Genomic DNA, 16,365 nt, shown 5'->3' with positions numbered 1-16,365 from the left:
AATGCTTCTCTAACTCATGAACGGAGGCTTTAAACGATGATCCAAAAAAACATTGAAAAAATTATTGTGACCGCCGCTCTTGCGGCCGCCGCAACGACGCTTCTGCCGATTGCCAAAACTACGTTTCGTCCGCTGCTTGCCGGCGGGCTTGAGGCGGGTGCGGCTCTGGTGGACCGGGTTCGCTCCTGCCTGCAAATCGCCAAGGAGGAAGTGGAGGATATTATTGCGGAAGCCCAGTTCGAACGGATGAAGAAGCAGCTCGATTCGGAAATCGCTTTGATGGAAGGAGAACAATAGAGCGATGGAAGAAAAGTCGGTCGATTTTCATTTGCAGCAAGCGTTGTCCCATCTGGAAATCGCAATAAAGCAAAGCGTATCGCTTATTCTTGAGCATCGAGAGGATAAAGCGGCGATCGGAAAAAGGTGGGAGCAATTTTTAGGGACATTTCTGAATCTGGTTCGTGAAAAAGGAAAGCAATCGCGATTGAATTTGCTGTCTCTTATTTCGTTTCCCCGCATTCGCTGAATGCGCCGACGTTTAGCGACTCCTATTCGACCGCCAGGCCGTTCCGCCTCGCTTCTTACCAATATTTTTACGGGTATGACAAGCCGGCTGTGCAGCAGACTATAGAAGAGCTCCACGTTAATCGAGTCAACTCCGAAGGAGGCTGTTTATGTTCAAGCTACGCAGCGGATTTATCGTCGGCGGATTAATCGGAGCGGCGGCGGCTATGGTGTGGGCCCGCAGACGCCCGGCTGCCGCGGCGCGACTGACCGAAGCGGTGTCCGGCATGGGCTCCAGGCTGGCAGGCTGGGCCGTATCGGGGTGGGTGAACCGCTCCTGGGACAAGGCTGCGGATGCCGTCCCAAAGCCGTCAAGCGATACGGAAGCAAATTCAAAATCTAATTTGAATAAAATCGAAGCCATCTTAAACAGCGATCCGGCTTTGAAGCAAGAAGTATCGCGCATACGAGAAGAGGCGTCCGACGTTCACTAATGACCCGGCAACAAACGAAAATGACGAGGAATCGCAGATAACCGGCAGTAAAAAGCCGATATCGGCGATTCTTTTTTTTGTTCATAGTGCAATTGGAAGACGAACATGGTAACATAGGTACATAGTTTGATTTGTTCACATCTTTCCAAAAAATTTCATACGCTGTTACAACAGATGCTGCAGAGGAGGATCCTGTCATGAAGATCGAGCGGCTGAGTCAGGACAAGATACGTATTTTCCTGACGTACGACGACCTGCTGGAACGTGGGATCCAGAAGGATGATATGTGGCGAGAAATTCCTAAAGTACACGAGCTGTTTAGCGAAATGATGGATCAGGCATATACCGAGCTAGGATTCGACGCCAGCGGCGGGCCGCTTGCGGTGGAAGTATTCGCCCTCCCTGCCCAAGGGATGGTGGTCATCGTTACGCGGGGGAAAGTAACCGCGGGCGCGGAAGACCGGCTGGGCGAAGATGACGAGGAGACGGACGAGGATATTTACGAGATGGAAGTGACGATGGAGCAAAGCGACGTCGTCATGTACGCGTTCCGCGATTTCGAAGATGTCATCGATGCTTGCAAACAGCTGAAGAATGCCGGATTAACCGAAGACGGACGGCTTTATTCGTACAATGGGAAATATATATTGGTCTTGGAACCCGCAAATATCGAATCGTCGCGCAACAACGCGGTGATTGCCGTATTGGCGGAATATGGCGAAGCGACTTCCGTCACGTATGCCATGCTGGAGGAATACGGCAAAGTCATTATGGCTTCGGGTGCGGTTCGGGAAGTTTGCACTTATTTTTAAAGGCAGAAGGCATCCTGCAGGCGTCATCGTCAGCCGGATGCTTTTCTTTTCTCTTGCCGGGCCGCATTGTATAATGGAGTGGTACCCAAAGGGTTTGACAGAGGAGGTGGGAACGAAATGCTGCTGTTCTCCATATTGACCGCCGCGGTTGCACCGGGCATTTCGCTGCTCGCCTATTTATATTTGAAAGACCGGTATGAATCCGAGCCGATTCATATGGTGATGCGCATGTTCGTGCTCGGCGTGCTGATCGTCATTCCGATCGTCGTCATCCAGCGCGGGCTGGAATTATGGCTCGGCGATCAGCCGGTCGTATTTTCTTTCGTCGAATCGGCGGGGATTGAAGAGCTCGTAAAGTGGTTCGTGCTATATCATATGATCTACAACCATACGGAGTTCGACGAGCCGTACGACGGCATCGTATATGCCGCTTCGATCTCGCTTGGCTTCGCCACGCTGGAAAACGTGATGTACGCCGTGCTGTCGCCCGCCACGTTCGGCACGTTGATGATGCGCGCGCTTCTGCCCGTTTCCGGCCATGCGTTGTTTGGGGTCGCGATGGGTTATTATTTGGGAAAAGCCAAATTTGCGCCCAGCGCGAAGTCTCGCAAATATTTGGCGATCGCCTTTGCGTTGCCGTGGCTGCTTCACGGTTTCTACGATTATATTATGATCAGCTACGATACGAAGTGGATGTGGATTATTGTGCCGTTTATGGTTATTTTGTGGAGCTGGGGGCTTCACAAAATGAAAAGGGCGTCTTCCAGGTCGCCGTTCCGCTTTCTCGTTCCGGAAGACGAGGTTAAATATTAATCCGTTTGTCCATACTCAATATTAGATTGTCAGGACAGGATTATCGGTTTAACGGAGGATACGATGGATAAGGAAAGGGTTAAGGTAACCATTCGCTGCAACGTTTGCGGAGAGAAGTATGTCCTTAGAGGCCGGAGGGACAACGGCAAGATCGACACCGGCTTCAGGCAATGCATATGCAACAGCAAAGATCTGGAAGTCGAAGAGCATTACGGATTGTAAATTTGCAAACAACCGAATAACGAAACCGATGCATAAAGCTCCTTTTGGCAAACCAAACTAACACCAGGTTTTGCACAAGAAAGGAGCTTTTGTGTTATGTACCAACGATTAAGCGCAGTGCTTTTTCCCGTTTTTGCGATTTTGTTCGTGGGCGCGGCTTATTGGGGCTATCAGGAGCACCAGGATAAAAACTCGATACTGATTAAAGCGGAAAACCAGTATCAGAGAGCGTTCCACGATTTAACCTATCACGTTCAGCAGCTTCATAAACAGCTCGGCAATACGCTTGCGGTCAATTCGACATCGCAAAATTTCCACCGCAAAGGCCTTGTCAACGTGTGGCGAATTACGAGCCAAGCCCAAAACGATGTCGATCAGCTGCCGGTGACGATGATTCCGATCGACAAAGCCGAAGAGCTGCTGTCGAAAATCGCGAATTTTTCGTATAAAACCGCCGTGCGGGATTTGACCAAAGAGCCGCTTACCGAATCGGAATTCAAGACGCTGAAGACGCTGTATGCGAATTCTAAAGAAATTTCAAAAGATTTGCAGGACATGCAGCAGCAAGTATTGGTTCACAATCTGCGTTGGATGGACGTGGAGATGGCCGTCGCTTCGGAAAAGCAAACGAACAAAATCGTGGACGGCTTCCGATCGGTGAATAAAAAAGTCGGCTATTATCCGGAGATCGACTGGGGGCCTTCCGTCACGAGCATGTATCAGAAGCGGTCCGTCAATATGCTTAGCGGCAAACAAGTGTCGGCCGGCGAGATCAAAGCGAAAGCCGCGAATTTTCTCGGCATCGACCAATCCGGCATCCGCGTGACGGAGAACGGCAAAGGGACGTCGTACGCGACCTTTTCCGTAACGGCAGGCGGCAAAGGACGCACCGGCAGCGCGATCGCGATGGATTATACGCAAAAAGGCGGCCAGCTTGTCTGGTTCATGAACTCGCGCGACGTCAAAGGCTCGAAGCTAAGCAGGCAGGAAGCGGAGAAAGCGGCGGCGGCATTTCTGGATAAGCACGGCTTTAAAGAGATGAAGCCGGTCGCCTACAACGAGAACGACAATATCGGGACGTTCACATACGTCGGCATGCAGGACGGCGTTCTCGTTTATCCGGATAAGCTCAACGTCAAAATCGCGCTCGACAACGGCGACGCCGTGGGCTTGCATGCCAACGAGTATATTTACGAGCATCATAAGCGGACCATTCCGAAGCCGAAGCTGTCGAAAGAAGAAGCGCGCAAGTCCGTGAACCCGGACATGGAGGTAACCCGGGAGAATATGGCCGTCATCAAGGGCGAAGCGGGCAAGGAAGTGCTGTGCTACGAATATACGGGCAGAATCAATGGAGGAACGTACCGCATTTATATTAACGCGGACAACGGGACGGAAGAAGCGATCGAAGAGATAACGGCGGGCTGACGATTTCCGATATGGCTCCCCTCCAGCCGACATGCTATAATGTCGGATATGGGAGGGAGCCTATTTGTTGCCAACTGTTAACCAAATGTTGTATCTGCGAGTCGCCGCGTCCAATCCGGAGGAATCGGAAAAGGAGTATAAAGCGAGAATAGCCGATGCAGAAGGCGATACGCTGCTGATCGAAACTCCGATTCACGAGCCTACCGGCAGATTGAAGAAATTGCTGCTCGGCGACGAGCTTTCCATTTATTACATAAACGAAACGGGGATTAAACATTTCTTCGATTCGCACGTTCTTGGCTTTCGCGATGACCAGGTCCGGCTGGTAAAAATCCGCAAGCCGGATCCCGAGCGGATCACGAAGGTGCAAAGAAGAAATTTTTTGCGCGTGCCCGCCGAGCTCGAGCTTGCCGTCCTGACGGAAAATAGGGAGCGTTTTATCGCCGTAACGGACGATGTCGGCGGCGGCGTTTCTTTTTTATGCGATTCGAAGCGGGACATCCAGGTCGGGCAGCGGCTTGACTGCTGGATATTGCTGAATTACAAGAACGGAGCGGTCGACCATGCGCCGTTCGCCTCGGAAGTCGTGCGGATCGTCGAGATGGGAGCCGGGCGCAAGCAAGTGATGTCCAAGTTTACAACGATTAGCGATTCCGACAGGCAAAAAATTATCCGCTATTGCTTCGAGCGCCAATTCGACTTCCGGAACCGGTAGCGCACAGCCGAATAAAAAGCGGCAATATTTGGCATGCTAGCCTTAGGAAGGCAGGTGGCATGCCGTTATGAAACAACCGCGCAAGAAGCGGGAGCCCGTCAGCAGGAGCGACGCCCTTGGCCGGATCGACCGGGCAAGCGGATGGCTGCTGGCGGCGCTGGCTCTGTTGTTGACGATGCTGGTCGTATTCCAATTCGCCTTGCAAAGCGACAAAGTGAGACATGCCGTGAACGATGTCGAAAAATGGGAAGGCGCATCGTTTCCGTAAACGGAGGAAGCGATCGCCGTCTCTTCTTTTCGACCCTTTTCGCGTACGCGCGGTTTTGCATCTATGTCCGCAGTGTGGTATAATTTTCACGGTCGCAGGCAGAGCCTGCTTTTTTCTTGAAATATAAGAATTTATAGGTTTGGTCTTATAAATCGCCTTATATTTCCTCGTTTCGGTTAATCATGCATAGACGTTTATTACGGCCGCTTACGAATGGCAGCATGCCGTTAAAGGATGAATAGTCGTTTTATGCTGTGCCGAGTGGTTAAGGGAGGTCGACAGGAAGTGAGGCAGCAAGACGGCGGCGGCTCTCGCATGAATATCGCAATCGACGGGCCTGCCGGCGCAGGCAAAAGCACGGTGGCGCGAAAGGTTGCGGAGCAGCTTGGCTATATTTACATCGACACGGGGGCCATGTACCGGGCAGTAACGCTAAGCGCCTTGCGGAACCGGATATCGCCGGGTGACGCGGCCGCTTTGGCGAAGCATACGGAATCGGTTCGCATTCGTTTGCAGCCGGGAGAGAACGGCCAGCTCGTTTTTCTTAACGACGAGGATGTAACCGATTTAATCCGTTCCCGCGACGTGACGCTGCTCGTATCGAAAGTCGCGGCGAACGAGACGGTCCGATCCGTCCTGACGGATATGCAGCGAAAGCTTGCGGATCGCAAAGGAGTCGTGATGGACGGCCGGGATATCGGAACGTCCGTTTTGCCGGACGCGGAGTTGAAAATTTTCTTGACCGCTTCGGTTCAGGAGCGAGCGCGCCGCAGATTCCGCGAAAGCGGAATTCAACAAGGCGTAACGGTAGAGCAGCTGGAGAAGGAGATTGCCGAACGGGACAGGCTGGATGCCGAACGCGAAGTTTCTCCTCTCGTATGCGCGGATGACGCGATCGTCATCGACAGCACCTCCATGCCGATCGAGGAAGTCGTTCAGTCAATCGTTGCGTTAAGCCGAACCAAATTGGCGGAGGCGAAGTAAACTGATGTTATACCCGGTAGCGAAATTCATCTTGCGCAGCCTTTACCGTTTGCTGTTCAGGCTGGAGGCGGCAGGTGTGGAGAACGTGCCTTCGAGCGGGCCCCTGATCCTCGCTTCGAACCACGTAAGCAATTTCGATCCTCCGACGGTCGGGATTTTGATCGAGCGGAAGGTCCACTTTATGGCCAAGATCGAGCTATTCAAAGTGCCCGTGCTCGGGCCGATCATCCGAAGGCTCGGAGCGTTCCCGGTCAACCGCGGAGGCGTGAGCAAGGACGCGATCAAAGCGGCGATCGCCCTTCTGGAGGAGGGCAAGACGATGGCCATATTTCCGGAAGGCTCGCGAAACAGCGGAGGCGCCGGAAAGAAAGGAATGGCGCTGATCGCCCATCGCAGCGGCGCGCTTATCGTTCCGGTTGCCATTACCGGAGGCTACAAGCTTTTCGGCAAAACCAAAGTATCGTACGGACAGCCAATCGATCCGAAAGCTATTATCGATCCTCATTCAGAAGATCCTCTTGGGCAAATTACCGAAGCTGTCATGACACGCATACGCGAGCTCGCCGAAGGGCGGCAGTAACCGAAAAAGTTTTAAATGCCGCTTGACCAACGCCGGTCATTCGGATTTAAATAAAGTTGTGGTATGAATCGAGGAGGTTATTTAGGATGTCAGAAGAAATGAATGTTCAGGAAAGTCAAGAAGCCATGGATAATCTAGTGTCTTTGAAGAAAGGCGATATCGTTACCGGCACGATCGTCAAGCTCGAAGATAACCAAGCTTTCGTAAGCATTGGATATAAATATGACGGCGTAATTCCTATCCGCGAGCTTTCTTCCGTTCAATTGAACAACGCTTCCGAAGCGGTTGCGGTCGGCCAGGAAGTACAAGTGAAAGTCGTCAGCATCGACGACGAGAAAGAAAGACTTGTGCTCTCCAAACGTCAAATCGACTCCGAGAAAGCATGGGACGTATTGCAATCCCGTTACGACAACGGTGAAGTATTCGAAGTAACGGTTGCCGACGTCGTAAAAGGCGGCCTTGTCGTTGACGTAGGCGTGCGCGGCTTTATTCCGGCTTCCATGGTAGAGCGTCATTTCGTAGAAGATTTCAGCGATTACAAAGGCCGCACGCTTCGCGTGAAGGTAAAAGAACTCGACCGCGAGAACAACAAAGTGATTCTGTCGGCGAAAGAAGTGCTGGACGAAGAATACGAGCAAAACAAAACTCGAATCATGGAATCTCTTGTCGTCGGCCAAGAAATCGACGGCACGGTACAACGTTTGACTCCGTTCGGCGCGTTTGTCGATATCGGCGGCATCGACGGTCTCGTTCACGTATCCGAGCTGTCGTGGCAGCATGTCGCGCATCCGAAGGATGTCGTAGCGGAAGGTCAATCGGTTCGCGTGAAAGTGTTGAAGGTTGATCCGGCAGCAGGCAAAATCAGCCTGAGCATCAAAGCGGCTCAACCGGGTCCTTGGGAAACGGCGGCATCCCAGTTCTCGACCGGCGACATCGTGACCGGTACGGTCCGCCGTCTCGTATCGTTCGGCGCATTCGTTGAAATCGCGCCGGGAGTCGAAGGTCTCGTTCATATTTCCCAAATCGCGCACCGTCATATCGCGACGCCTCACGAAGTGCTGAAGGAAGGCCAAGAGGTCAAAGCGAAAATTCTTGATTTCAACCCTGCCGAGAAACGGGTAAGCTTGAGCATCAAGGAAACTGAAGAAGCGCCGGAGCAAGCGCCGAAAGCGGAAAAACCGCAACGCGACCGCGCGCCTAAACAAGAGGAACTGAACAATCCTAACGTTAGCTTGAGCAACCAAAGCATGAGCTTTACGCTGGCGGAACGTTTCGGCGACAAACTGAGCAAATTGAAGTAATTTGCCGGTTTTAACCAAAGCAATATTTCTAACTTCAACGGAGCTGTTCCAGATCGATGGATCCTGGAATAGCTCCTTTCTTTTGGCGCATAATAGGGAGCGTCAAGAGGTGATGCGTCCGATGAATCCCGGTTATATCGCATTATGGATTTTTGCGGTTGCCGTCATATTGATTTGCACCGGGTGGGAAGAACTGGTATGCCCCGGCATCCGTAAACGTTATGCGCTGTTTGCGGCCGCCGCATGCTTTGCGCTGCAGCCCGTACATGTACAAGCGGAGTGGGACGGAATATCCGTCTCGTTCGGCGGCAGCGTACTGGCTGCGGCAGCGGCGGTTGCGGTTGCGGCTTCGGCGGGCGAGCGAAGAAAGCCCGCTGCCGGAAGGGCAGGATACTTGCTCCTTTGTTCCTTTATTGCCGGCATGATCTGGGGGAGCATAAAGCAAATCTATTATGCCGACCCTGTCTTTTATTGGATCCATCCGGTATGGGACGGGCCGCTGCTGGCGGGCGTGCTTGCCGTAGCCTTTGCCTCGAAGCCCGGACAGCAGTATCTGATGCTTTTTCTCGCGGCTTGCTGGGCGGAAGCGATCGGCGCCGTTTTAACCGCGGTCGGATACAAGGCGAGCCTGGGCTCTTATGCCTGGTGGGACGGGCTTTTGATCGCCGCTGCCGCGGCGCGGATCGTAACTCTTCTGTTTTATGCCGCCAAGACTGTTGCGGTCAAGCTTCCGGTTTATGCAGCAGGTTCAAAAAGAAACGGCGAAGGCGATATGGACGGCGCTTAACGAAATGTTAGCCAAGTCGTTGCTTTTTTGTTATGATGATAGTCATGAGTATTTTTTGAAGGAGTGAATGGAAATTTATGGCTAGACCCGTTGTTGCTATCGTCGGGCGCCCGAATGTAGGGAAGTCCACCATTTTCAATCGGGTCATCGGCGACCGGCTTGCGATTGTAGAGGATAAACCGGGCGTCACGCGTGACCGGATATACGGAGCCGGCGAGTGGAACGGCAGAGCGTTCAGCATCATCGACACCGGCGGCATCGAGATCGATGGCGAAGACCAAATATTGAGGCTAGTGCGCGCCCAGGCGGAGCTTGCCATCGAGGAAGCCGACGTCATTATCTTTATGGTGGACGCCAAGGCGGGGCTGACGCATGCGGACGACGAAGTGGCCCAAATGCTGTTCCGTTCGCGCAAGCCTGTTGTCGTTGCCGTCAATAAGGTCGATAACATGAACCGGATGGATGACGTTTATGAATTTTATAGCCTCGGCTTTGGCACCCCGGTCGCCATTTCGGGTTCTCACGGGACGGGTATCGGCGATTTGCTTGATGCGGTTGTCGAGAAGCTTCCCGAGCAGGAAGACGAAGAATACGACGAGGACATTATTAAAGTCGCGCTGATCGGACGGCCTAACGTCGGCAAGTCGTCGCTCGTAAACGCGCTGCTGGGCGAAGAACGCGTGATCGTAAGCGACGTTGCGGGTACGACGCGCGACGCGATCGATACGCCGTTTGAACGGGACGGGCAGCGTTATGTCCTTATCGATACGGCCGGGATGCGCAAGCGGGGTAAAGTATACGAAACGACGGAAAAGTACAGCGTCATGCGTTCTTTGAAAGCGATTGAGCGGGCGGATGTCGTTCTTGTTTTGATTAACGGCGAGGAAGGGATTATCGATCAGGACAAGCATATCGCCGGTTACGCCCATGAAGCGGGCAAAGCCTCCATCTTTGTCGTCAACAAATGGGACGTCGTGGAGAAAGACGACAAGACGATGCAGCGGTTCGAGCAGACGATCCGCGACCATTTTTTGTTTATGACCTACGCTCCGGTCGTGTTCTTATCGGCGCTTACGAAATCCCGGCTGCACAAGCTGCTGCCGGTTATTAATCATGTTGCGGAGCAGCATTCGATGCGAATCCAGACGCATCTGCTTAACGACGTCATCTCCGATGCCGTTGCGATCAATCCGCCGCCGACGGACAAAGGAAAGCGGCTGCGCATCAACTATGCGACGCAGGTGGCGACGAAGCCGCCGACGATCGTTATTTTCGTCAATGATCCGGATATGATGCATTTTTCGTACGAACGGTATTTAGAGAACAAAATTCGGGCCGCCTTCGACTTCGAAGGCACGCCGATTCGTCTGTTTACAAGACGGAAGTCTGAAGAGGATTAGGGGAGAGTACATTGCTGCTAGCCATTATCGCGGTTGTCGTCAGTTACTTGATAGGTTCGTTGTCCTTCAGCATTCTGGTCGCCAAATGGGTGAAGGGAATAGATATTCGCCAGCATGGAAGCGGCAATGCGGGGGCGACGAATACGCTTCGCGTCCTCGGCAAAGGCCCGGGCATTCTCGTATTTTTGCTGGATATTGGTAAAGGGGTGCTCGCGGTTTGGATCGGCAGATGGCTGGCAGACGGATACGACTGGGTTCCGGCGCTTTGCGGCCTCGCTTCCATTGTCGGACACAATTGGCCGGTCTGGTTCCGCTTTAAAGGAGGCAAAGGAATCGCCACGACGGTCGGGGTCATGGCCTCGCTCTCTTTCCTGCCGGCTTTAGTCGCCGGCGTCATTGCCATTGCGGTTATCGCCCTGACCCGTTACGTATCGCTTGGTTCGCTCTTATTCGCGGCCCTTACGCCTATCGCGATCGGAATCATTCACTATGAATCTCCGGAGCTTGCGGTAAGCCTGGTGCTCTGCGTATTTGCGTTCGTAAGGCATCGCTCCAACATTATCAAGCTTGCGCAAGGAACGGAAAACAAGCTGGGAGCAAAAAAAGGACTGTGAGGTGGGGCATCCATGAGCAATGAGCGGAACGAACGTTACGCAGCCGTCCTTGTTGCGGGCAGCTGGGGGACTGCGCTTGCTTCGGTGCTGGCCGACAACGGCTTTACCGTACGTTTATGGACGCGGAACCGGCAGCAGGCCGAAGAAATCAATACGCGGAACGAAAATGCCAAATTCCTCCCGGAAATCCGTTTAAATTCCGCTATAGTGGCGACGCCCAGCATGGAAGAGGCTTTGGCGGAGGCGGATATTGCGCTTTTTGTCGCTCCGTCTTCCGCCATGCGGGATGTAGCCCGGCAAGCGGCTCCGTATATGTCCGAGTCGACACTATGCGTGCACGCGACAAAAGGGTTCGAGACCGAAACGCTTAACCGGATGACCATCGTGCTGTCGGAAGAGCTTGGGCGCCCTGCCGAGCGGATTGCGGTGCTGTCTGGTCCAAGCCATGCGGAAGAAGTAATCCGCAAACAGCCGACGACCGTCGTGGTCGCTTCGAGCGGATTGGCCGTTGCGGAGCAAGCTCAAGACGCGTTTATGAATCCTTACTTCCGCGTATATACGAATCCGGACGCCATCGGAGTGGAGGTTGCCGGCGCGATCAAAAACATTATTGCCCTCGGGGCGGGCTTGTCGGACGGGCTCGGCTTCGGGGACAACGCCAAAGCGGCGCTTCTGACTCGCGGGTTGGCGGAAATCGGCCGTCTCGGCGAAGCGATGGGGGCCAATCCCAAAACGTTTGCCGGCCTTGCGGGCGTCGGCGATCTTGTCGTGACGTGTACAAGCAAGCATAGCCGCAACTGGCGGGCCGGGTTTATGCTAGCGGACGGAACCCCGCTCGATGAGGTGCTTTCGCGCATGGGCATGGTCGTGGAGGGCGTGCGGACGACCCGCGCCGCTTACGAGCTTGCGAAGCGTTATAACGTGGAAATGCCGATAACGGCTCAGCTGCACCAAGTATTGTTCGAGCAGCTGGAGCCAAAGACAGCCGTTACGCGCCTGATGGGCCGTCTCCGTACTCACGAGATCGAGCCGATCGATTGATGAAGACTCGAAGGGACATACATACGCTCCTTGCACCAGAGATGTGTTGGAATCTCAGGCGCATGGAGCGTTTTTTAAAGCATAGAACTTCGCATGTTTCCGTTCTTGTCGGCGCTATTCCGCCAGCTCAGAAATCCCGCGTGTCGCGACTTGTTTGTTGTGAGTATCCCTAAGGCTCAGTAAGGCGATTGTCTAACTTTCCGAGCGAGCGGCGGGATCGTACCGAAAAGCATGCTAACAGACAACTGTACGCACCAATTGTCCCTCCGGTACATATGATGGCTAAGAGCTACTCACAAAGCGCAACATGGGAGGGGAAACATGAGCAACAAGGATCTTTCCAAGGACGTCCTAGGCGCAATTAACAAAAAAACGGGCAAAAATATATCCGAAAATGCCGTCAAAAAGCTTGCAAGCAACGTAACGCCGGATACGTTAAAAAACGAGGCGGAGCTGCGCAAGCTGATCAAGCAAGTGTCGGAAATGGCCAAAGTGCCCGTATCGGAAGCGACCACTAACGATATCGTAAAAGCGGTGACGGCCAGCGGCGTCGGCCTGAGCCATCTGGAATCGCTTATTAAAATGATGATCAAAAAGTAAATTAACGTTTTTATCGGACAAAAGCGGGTAAAAGGCAAAAGCTTCGCGCCTGCCGGACTTCGTCGATGGACGAATACGGCTTCCCGGCTTTTGTCCTTTTTTTGTCGAAATGCTATAATAAGGGCATCCTTGCGACAGGATATATTTCACAGACGAGGAGAAGATCGCCTCCATGGATGCCATGACGAAGATGTGGGTTTCCTTCATCGGAATCGGATTGATGGCGTTAGCGGCCTTTCTGATAACGTTTGCCCGCGTCAAAACAAAAGGCGTTACGAAAGCGCTGTTATCTATCGCCGCTTTTATTTTTCTTGTATTCGGTTTCATCTACGGGTTTTTCTCTATTTTATAAGGAATAAAGCAAGAGATTCGTTAACAGGACCGGCAACATAAGGAAAGAGGAGAAATGGCATGATTCGGCTTAAGGGGAGAACCAAATTCGCCGAGACGGAGGCGATAGCAGGACTTACGATTTTAAAGCATGCCGTGAAAGCGAAGATCGATTGGGGCCATCTGTGCACGAAGGGCACTTGCGCCCAATGCCGCTGTTATGTGGAAGAGGGGGCCGAATGGCTCGAAGGCATTACGGACGCCGAGTGGGACCGGCTGGAGCCGGAGGAGTTCGAGGCCGGCTATCGGCTTGCGTGCCAGGCGGTGGTCAAGGCCGGAGCGGGTACCATCGCGGCCGTCAACAAGCCTTACAGATAGACGGGAACGGCGATTAACGTTTAGGAAAGACGGCATGGGGAGACACGAATGGGCAATACACACGTTGAGGTTACGTTTCGGCCTTCCGGCCGGACGGTTAAAGTGAAGCCGGGTACGACGCTGCTTGCGGCGGCCAGGCGTGCCGGCGTTTCCATTCGCACCCGTTGCGGAGGGAATGCCGCTTGTTTGATGTGCAAGGTGAAGGTGCAGCCGGACGGCGCGCTGTCGCCGATAAGCGATAAAGAGCAATTGAAGCTGGCGGGCCTTACGGATGAGCGAATGCGGTTGTCCTGCCAAGCGAAAGTGTACGGCCGCGTGGAGGCGGAGGTGCCGCCCGATCCGTTGCAGGAGGTTGTGCGCAGACGTCTGCTGCAGCAGGCCGAGGAGGAAAACGATACGCTCTGGTAGCATAGGCGTGGAGGGATAGCCGAGTTGGTGAACGCAAACGAAAGAAAACAAGGGAAGGCCTCTTCGGTTCGGCGCTTGCTGGTGGCGCTCGCGCTTGCGGCTTCGGCCGTCGCGCTGACCGGATGCTTGTACCCGAAAGAGCAGCTAAGGCAGAACGCCGTTCCGCCAAGAGACGCGGTTCGTAACGTTCAGCTTGCGATCGAGGATTACCAGAAGGAGCTGGGATTGCTCCCGATCAAAAACAGCACCGTAGACACGCCGAGATACGAAAAGTTCGTCGTCGATTTTACAAAGCTGCTCAGCGGCGGCTATATTAGCGAGGTGCCGGGTGCGGCGTTCGAGGAGGGCGGGCATTATTATTTTATCGTCATTGACGAAGAAACGTCGCCGCGCGTCAAGCTGATGGATTTGCTTACGGTGCAGTACATAAACGATTTGAAGGCTCAGGTGCGGGATTACGCTAGAGCGCATAACGGGGCGCTGCCGCGAGGAGATGAGGTTGCTCCGGGTTTTTACCGGATCGATTACGGGCTGCTGAACAAAAAAGAAAAGCCGCTCCGCAGCGTTTATTCCGGACAAACGATTCCGGTCCTTCTCGATCGGGAAGGAAACGTGTACGCCGATTATGCCATCGACATTATGCAGGCGATTCAGAAGAGCGGGCGGACCGATTTCGACCCGTCGCTCGATTTGCGCACGCTGCTCGTGGACAATTCCGTATTCGCGCCGGCGAAATCGACCGCATACCGCTATGTCGACGGCGAACCGATGCCGGTGCCGGAATAACCGCAGCTCTATTATTCTTTTTGTTTTCTGGAAGACAAGCGGCTATATCAAATATTGAAATACTCGGAAAATAGAGACGGCATCGTTCCTTGATTGGGGCGATGCCGTTTTGCGTTTCCGGCCTTTTTGTGCCCCGCGGCGGTCGGAATATCGGAATATAAGGCTATGGCGGCTCATATAATTCAATCTTGGAAGGGATTTTGCGGCGAATGCAAAAAAAAGATTTCGTAGAAACAACCGTCATAAAAGGGGAGCCGGGACATATGATGTTACTAGTCCAACAAGCATGTACGAGTTGCGTCGCTGGCCTGCCCTCTTGTCCGGTGGAAGGCGGCGAACCGGAATTTCAATTGGGAGGGGATATTCAGTGGAGAAAGTGGACATTTTCAAGGACATAGCCGAACGAACCGGCGGGGATATTTACCTCGGGGTCGTCGGGGCGGTCCGGACTGGCAAATCTACGTTTATTAAGCGGTTCATGGAGACGGTCGTGCTTCCCAATATTACAAACGAGGCCGATCGCGTACGAGCCGTAGACGAATTGCCTCAAAGCGCCGCCGGCAAGACGATCATGACGACCGAGCCCAAATTCGTGCCGAACCAAGCGGTACAGCTTCGCGTCACGGAAGGGCTTGAAGTAAACGTTCGACTTGTTGATTGTGTCGGCTACGCCGTAGAAGGCGCCAAAGGTTACGAGGACGAGAACGGGCCGCGCATGATTTCGACGCCATGGTTCGAGGAGCCGATTCCGTTCCAGGAAGCGGCCGAGATCGGGACCCGCAAAGTCATTCAAGAGCATTCGACCTTGGGCGTTGTGGTGACAACCGACGGAACGATAGCGGAAATTCCCCGCGGCTCTTACATTGAAGCCGAAGAACGGGTAGTGGCCGAGCTGAAGGAGGTTGGCAAGCCCTTCGTGCTGGTCATCAACTCGACCCGGCCGCGCAGCGAAGAAACGCAAAGGCTTCGCGGCGAGCTGCAGGAAAAATACGATATACCGGTTATGGCGCTAAGCGCGGCGACAATGGGCGAAGACGAAGTGATGTCCGTGCTTCGCGAGGTGCTGTACGAGTTCCCGGTTCACGAAGTGAACGTGAATCTTCCGAGCTGGGTCATGGTGCTGAACGAAAACCATTGGCTCCGCAGCAATTACGAAAACTCGGTGCGCGATACGGTCAAAGATATTCGCCGTCTGCGCGACGTCGACCGCGTCGTTCATCAGTTCATGAACTACGACTTCATCGACAAAGCCGGCTTAAGCGGCATGAACATGGGGCAAGGCGTGGCCGAAATCGATCTGTACGCCCCGGATGAGCTGTACGACCGGATCTTGATGGAGGTCGTCGGCGTGGAAATCCGCGGCAAAGACCATCTGCTGCAGCTGATGCAGGAGTTTGCCCATGCCAAACGCGAATACGACCGGTTTGCGGAAGCGCTCGAGATGGTCAAGACGACCGGTTACGGCATCGCCGCGCCGACGCTGGCGGAAATGGCGCTCGACGAGCCGGAGCTTATCCGTCAAGGGTCCCGGTTTGGCGTTCGGCTGAAGGCGACGGCTCCGTCGATCCATATGATCCGCGTCGATGTCGAATCCGAGTTTGCCCCCATTATCGGCACGGAGAAGCAAAGCGAGGAGCTTGTCCGCTATTTGATGCAAGATTTCGAGAACGACCCGATCAAGATTTGGGATTCCGACATCTTCGGACGCTCTCTTCATTCCATCGTAAGAGAGGGCATTCAGGGCAAAATCGCCATGATGCCGGACAACGCCCGCTACAAGCTGCAGGAGACGCTTGGCCGTATCATCAACGAAGGATCGGGCGGCCTCATTGCAATCATCCTTTAATGGATAAGAGAAACCGTTTCTCGGAAGAAGCGGTTTCTCTTTTTTTTTGCGCGA

General features: G+C 53.6%; 22 protein-coding genes. All 22 read left to right on the top strand.

Features of this window, described 5'->3' with window-relative positions:
• Nucleotides 1-36 precede the first annotated feature (36 nt).
• Nucleotides 37-297, top strand: a complete 261-nt coding sequence (locus ACFSW5_RS17210; RefSeq protein WP_379275647.1) for a DUF5132 domain-containing protein — start codon at nt 37-39, stop codon at nt 295-297.
• 4 nt (nt 298-301) lie between these two features.
• Nucleotides 302-526, top strand: coding sequence for a hypothetical protein (locus ACFSW5_RS17205; protein WP_379275645.1), 225 nt, complete (start codon nt 302-304; stop codon nt 524-526).
• Between the two features lie 148 nt (nt 527-674).
• Entirely contained in the window at nt 675-998 is a 324-nt protein-coding gene (locus ACFSW5_RS17200) for a hypothetical protein (RefSeq protein ID WP_379275643.1), read from the top strand.
• Nucleotides 999-1,195: 197 nt separating this feature from the next.
• Entirely contained in the window at nt 1,196-1,810 is a 615-nt protein-coding gene (locus ACFSW5_RS17195; protein WP_379275641.1) for a genetic competence negative regulator, read from the top strand.
• 117 nt (nt 1,811-1,927) lie between these two features.
• Nucleotides 1,928-2,623, top strand: a complete 696-nt coding sequence (gene prsW / locus ACFSW5_RS17190) for a glutamic-type intramembrane protease PrsW (RefSeq protein ID WP_379275638.1) — start codon at nt 1,928-1,930, stop codon at nt 2,621-2,623.
• A 63-nt stretch (nt 2,624-2,686) separates the two neighbouring features.
• Complete coding sequence (locus tag ACFSW5_RS17185) at nt 2,687-2,845, top strand: hypothetical protein (RefSeq protein WP_379275635.1); 159 nt, start codon at nt 2,687-2,689, stop codon at nt 2,843-2,845.
• A gap of 96 nt (nt 2,846-2,941) precedes the next feature.
• Nucleotides 2,942-4,273, top strand: a complete 1,332-nt coding sequence (gene ypeB / locus ACFSW5_RS17180; protein WP_379275632.1) for a germination protein YpeB — start codon at nt 2,942-2,944, stop codon at nt 4,271-4,273.
• Nucleotides 4,274-4,340: 67 nt separating this feature from the next.
• A complete protein-coding gene (locus ACFSW5_RS17175) occupies nt 4,341-4,988 on the top strand; it encodes a flagellar brake protein (RefSeq protein WP_379275630.1) in 648 nt (215 codons plus the stop codon).
• Between the two features lie 67 nt (nt 4,989-5,055).
• Nucleotides 5,056-5,256 (top strand): hypothetical protein, encoded by a 201-nt coding sequence (locus tag ACFSW5_RS17170; protein WP_379275627.1) that lies wholly within the window; start codon nt 5,056-5,058, stop codon nt 5,254-5,256.
• A gap of 315 nt (nt 5,257-5,571) precedes the next feature.
• Entirely contained in the window at nt 5,572-6,240 is a 669-nt protein-coding gene (gene cmk / locus ACFSW5_RS17165) for a (d)CMP kinase (RefSeq protein ID WP_379275770.1), read from the top strand.
• Between the two features lie 4 nt (nt 6,241-6,244).
• On the top strand, nt 6,245-6,820 hold the full coding sequence (locus ACFSW5_RS17160) for a lysophospholipid acyltransferase family protein (protein ID WP_379275625.1): 576 nt from the start codon (nt 6,245-6,247) through the stop codon (nt 6,818-6,820).
• A gap of 86 nt (nt 6,821-6,906) precedes the next feature.
• Nucleotides 6,907-8,121, top strand: a complete 1,215-nt coding sequence (gene rpsA, locus ACFSW5_RS17155; RefSeq protein ID WP_379275623.1) for a 30S ribosomal protein S1 — start codon at nt 6,907-6,909, stop codon at nt 8,119-8,121.
• 112 nt (nt 8,122-8,233) lie between these two features.
• A complete protein-coding gene (locus tag ACFSW5_RS17150; protein ID WP_449290234.1) occupies nt 8,234-8,908 on the top strand; it encodes a YphA family membrane protein in 675 nt (224 codons plus the stop codon).
• A 77-nt stretch (nt 8,909-8,985) separates the two neighbouring features.
• On the top strand, nt 8,986-10,308 hold the full coding sequence (gene der, locus ACFSW5_RS17145) for a ribosome biogenesis GTPase Der (protein ID WP_379275619.1): 1,323 nt from the start codon (nt 8,986-8,988) through the stop codon (nt 10,306-10,308).
• Nucleotides 10,309-10,319: 11 nt separating this feature from the next.
• Nucleotides 10,320-10,922 carry a glycerol-3-phosphate 1-O-acyltransferase PlsY gene (gene plsY, locus ACFSW5_RS17140; protein ID WP_379275617.1) on the top strand — a complete coding sequence of 201 codons (603 nt, stop codon included), beginning with the start codon at nt 10,320-10,322 and terminating at the stop codon, nt 10,920-10,922.
• Nucleotides 10,923-10,934: 12 nt separating this feature from the next.
• Nucleotides 10,935-11,963 carry an NAD(P)H-dependent glycerol-3-phosphate dehydrogenase gene (locus tag ACFSW5_RS17135; RefSeq protein ID WP_379275615.1) on the top strand — a complete coding sequence of 343 codons (1,029 nt, stop codon included), beginning with the start codon at nt 10,935-10,937 and terminating at the stop codon, nt 11,961-11,963.
• 321 nt (nt 11,964-12,284) lie between these two features.
• Nucleotides 12,285-12,563, top strand: a complete 279-nt coding sequence (locus ACFSW5_RS17130) for a stage VI sporulation protein F (RefSeq protein WP_379275613.1) — start codon at nt 12,285-12,287, stop codon at nt 12,561-12,563.
• A 172-nt stretch (nt 12,564-12,735) separates the two neighbouring features.
• A complete protein-coding gene (locus tag ACFSW5_RS17125) occupies nt 12,736-12,915 on the top strand; it encodes a DUF2768 family protein (protein WP_379275610.1) in 180 nt (59 codons plus the stop codon).
• 59 nt (nt 12,916-12,974) lie between these two features.
• Entirely contained in the window at nt 12,975-13,271 is a 297-nt protein-coding gene (locus ACFSW5_RS17120) for a 2Fe-2S iron-sulfur cluster-binding protein (protein WP_379275608.1), read from the top strand.
• Between the two features lie 48 nt (nt 13,272-13,319).
• Nucleotides 13,320-13,679, top strand: a complete 360-nt coding sequence (locus ACFSW5_RS17115; RefSeq protein ID WP_379275606.1) for a 2Fe-2S iron-sulfur cluster-binding protein — start codon at nt 13,320-13,322, stop codon at nt 13,677-13,679.
• A 24-nt stretch (nt 13,680-13,703) separates the two neighbouring features.
• A complete protein-coding gene (locus tag ACFSW5_RS17110) occupies nt 13,704-14,465 on the top strand; it encodes a hypothetical protein (protein WP_379275604.1) in 762 nt (253 codons plus the stop codon).
• Nucleotides 14,466-14,832: 367 nt separating this feature from the next.
• Nucleotides 14,833-16,311: a stage IV sporulation protein A gene (spoIVA, locus tag ACFSW5_RS17105; RefSeq protein ID WP_379275602.1), complete on the top strand. Its 1,479-nt coding sequence runs from the start codon at nt 14,833-14,835 to the stop codon at nt 16,309-16,311.
• Nucleotides 16,312-16,365: the final 54 nt, after the last annotated feature.

Origin of the sequence: Paenibacillus thailandensis (assembly GCF_042685365.1) — a bacterium.
Lineage (GTDB): Bacteria > Bacillota > Bacilli > Paenibacillales > Paenibacillaceae > Paenibacillus_AP > Paenibacillus_AP thailandensis.
This window is presented reverse-complemented; position numbering and strand designations above follow the sequence as displayed.

Coding starts and splice junctions, on each gene's coding strand:
- ACFSW5_RS17210 (WP_379275647.1), top strand. CDS start 37: ATGATCCAAAAAAACATTGAAAAAATTATTGTGACCGCCGCTCTTGCG.
- ACFSW5_RS17205 (WP_379275645.1), top strand. CDS start 302: ATGGAAGAAAAGTCGGTCGATTTTCATTTGCAGCAAGCGTTGTCCCAT.
- ACFSW5_RS17200 (WP_379275643.1), top strand. CDS start 675: ATGTTCAAGCTACGCAGCGGATTTATCGTCGGCGGATTAATCGGAGCG.
- ACFSW5_RS17195 (WP_379275641.1), top strand. CDS start 1,196: ATGAAGATCGAGCGGCTGAGTCAGGACAAGATACGTATTTTCCTGACG.
- prsW (WP_379275638.1), top strand. CDS start 1,928: ATGCTGCTGTTCTCCATATTGACCGCCGCGGTTGCACCGGGCATTTCG.
- ACFSW5_RS17185 (WP_379275635.1), top strand. CDS start 2,687: ATGGATAAGGAAAGGGTTAAGGTAACCATTCGCTGCAACGTTTGCGGA.
- ypeB (WP_379275632.1), top strand. CDS start 2,942: ATGTACCAACGATTAAGCGCAGTGCTTTTTCCCGTTTTTGCGATTTTG.
- ACFSW5_RS17170 (WP_379275627.1), top strand. CDS start 5,056: ATGAAACAACCGCGCAAGAAGCGGGAGCCCGTCAGCAGGAGCGACGCC.
- cmk (WP_379275770.1), top strand. CDS start 5,572: ATGAATATCGCAATCGACGGGCCTGCCGGCGCAGGCAAAAGCACGGTG.
- ACFSW5_RS17160 (WP_379275625.1), top strand. CDS start 6,245: ATGTTATACCCGGTAGCGAAATTCATCTTGCGCAGCCTTTACCGTTTG.
- rpsA (WP_379275623.1), top strand. CDS start 6,907: ATGTCAGAAGAAATGAATGTTCAGGAAAGTCAAGAAGCCATGGATAAT.
- ACFSW5_RS17150 (WP_449290234.1), top strand. CDS start 8,234: ATGCGTCCGATGAATCCCGGTTATATCGCATTATGGATTTTTGCGGTT.
- der (WP_379275619.1), top strand. CDS start 8,986: ATGGCTAGACCCGTTGTTGCTATCGTCGGGCGCCCGAATGTAGGGAAG.
- ACFSW5_RS17135 (WP_379275615.1), top strand. CDS start 10,935: ATGAGCAATGAGCGGAACGAACGTTACGCAGCCGTCCTTGTTGCGGGC.
- ACFSW5_RS17130 (WP_379275613.1), top strand. CDS start 12,285: ATGAGCAACAAGGATCTTTCCAAGGACGTCCTAGGCGCAATTAACAAA.
- ACFSW5_RS17125 (WP_379275610.1), top strand. CDS start 12,736: ATGGATGCCATGACGAAGATGTGGGTTTCCTTCATCGGAATCGGATTG.
- ACFSW5_RS17120 (WP_379275608.1), top strand. CDS start 12,975: ATGATTCGGCTTAAGGGGAGAACCAAATTCGCCGAGACGGAGGCGATA.
- ACFSW5_RS17115 (WP_379275606.1), top strand. CDS start 13,320: ATGGGCAATACACACGTTGAGGTTACGTTTCGGCCTTCCGGCCGGACG.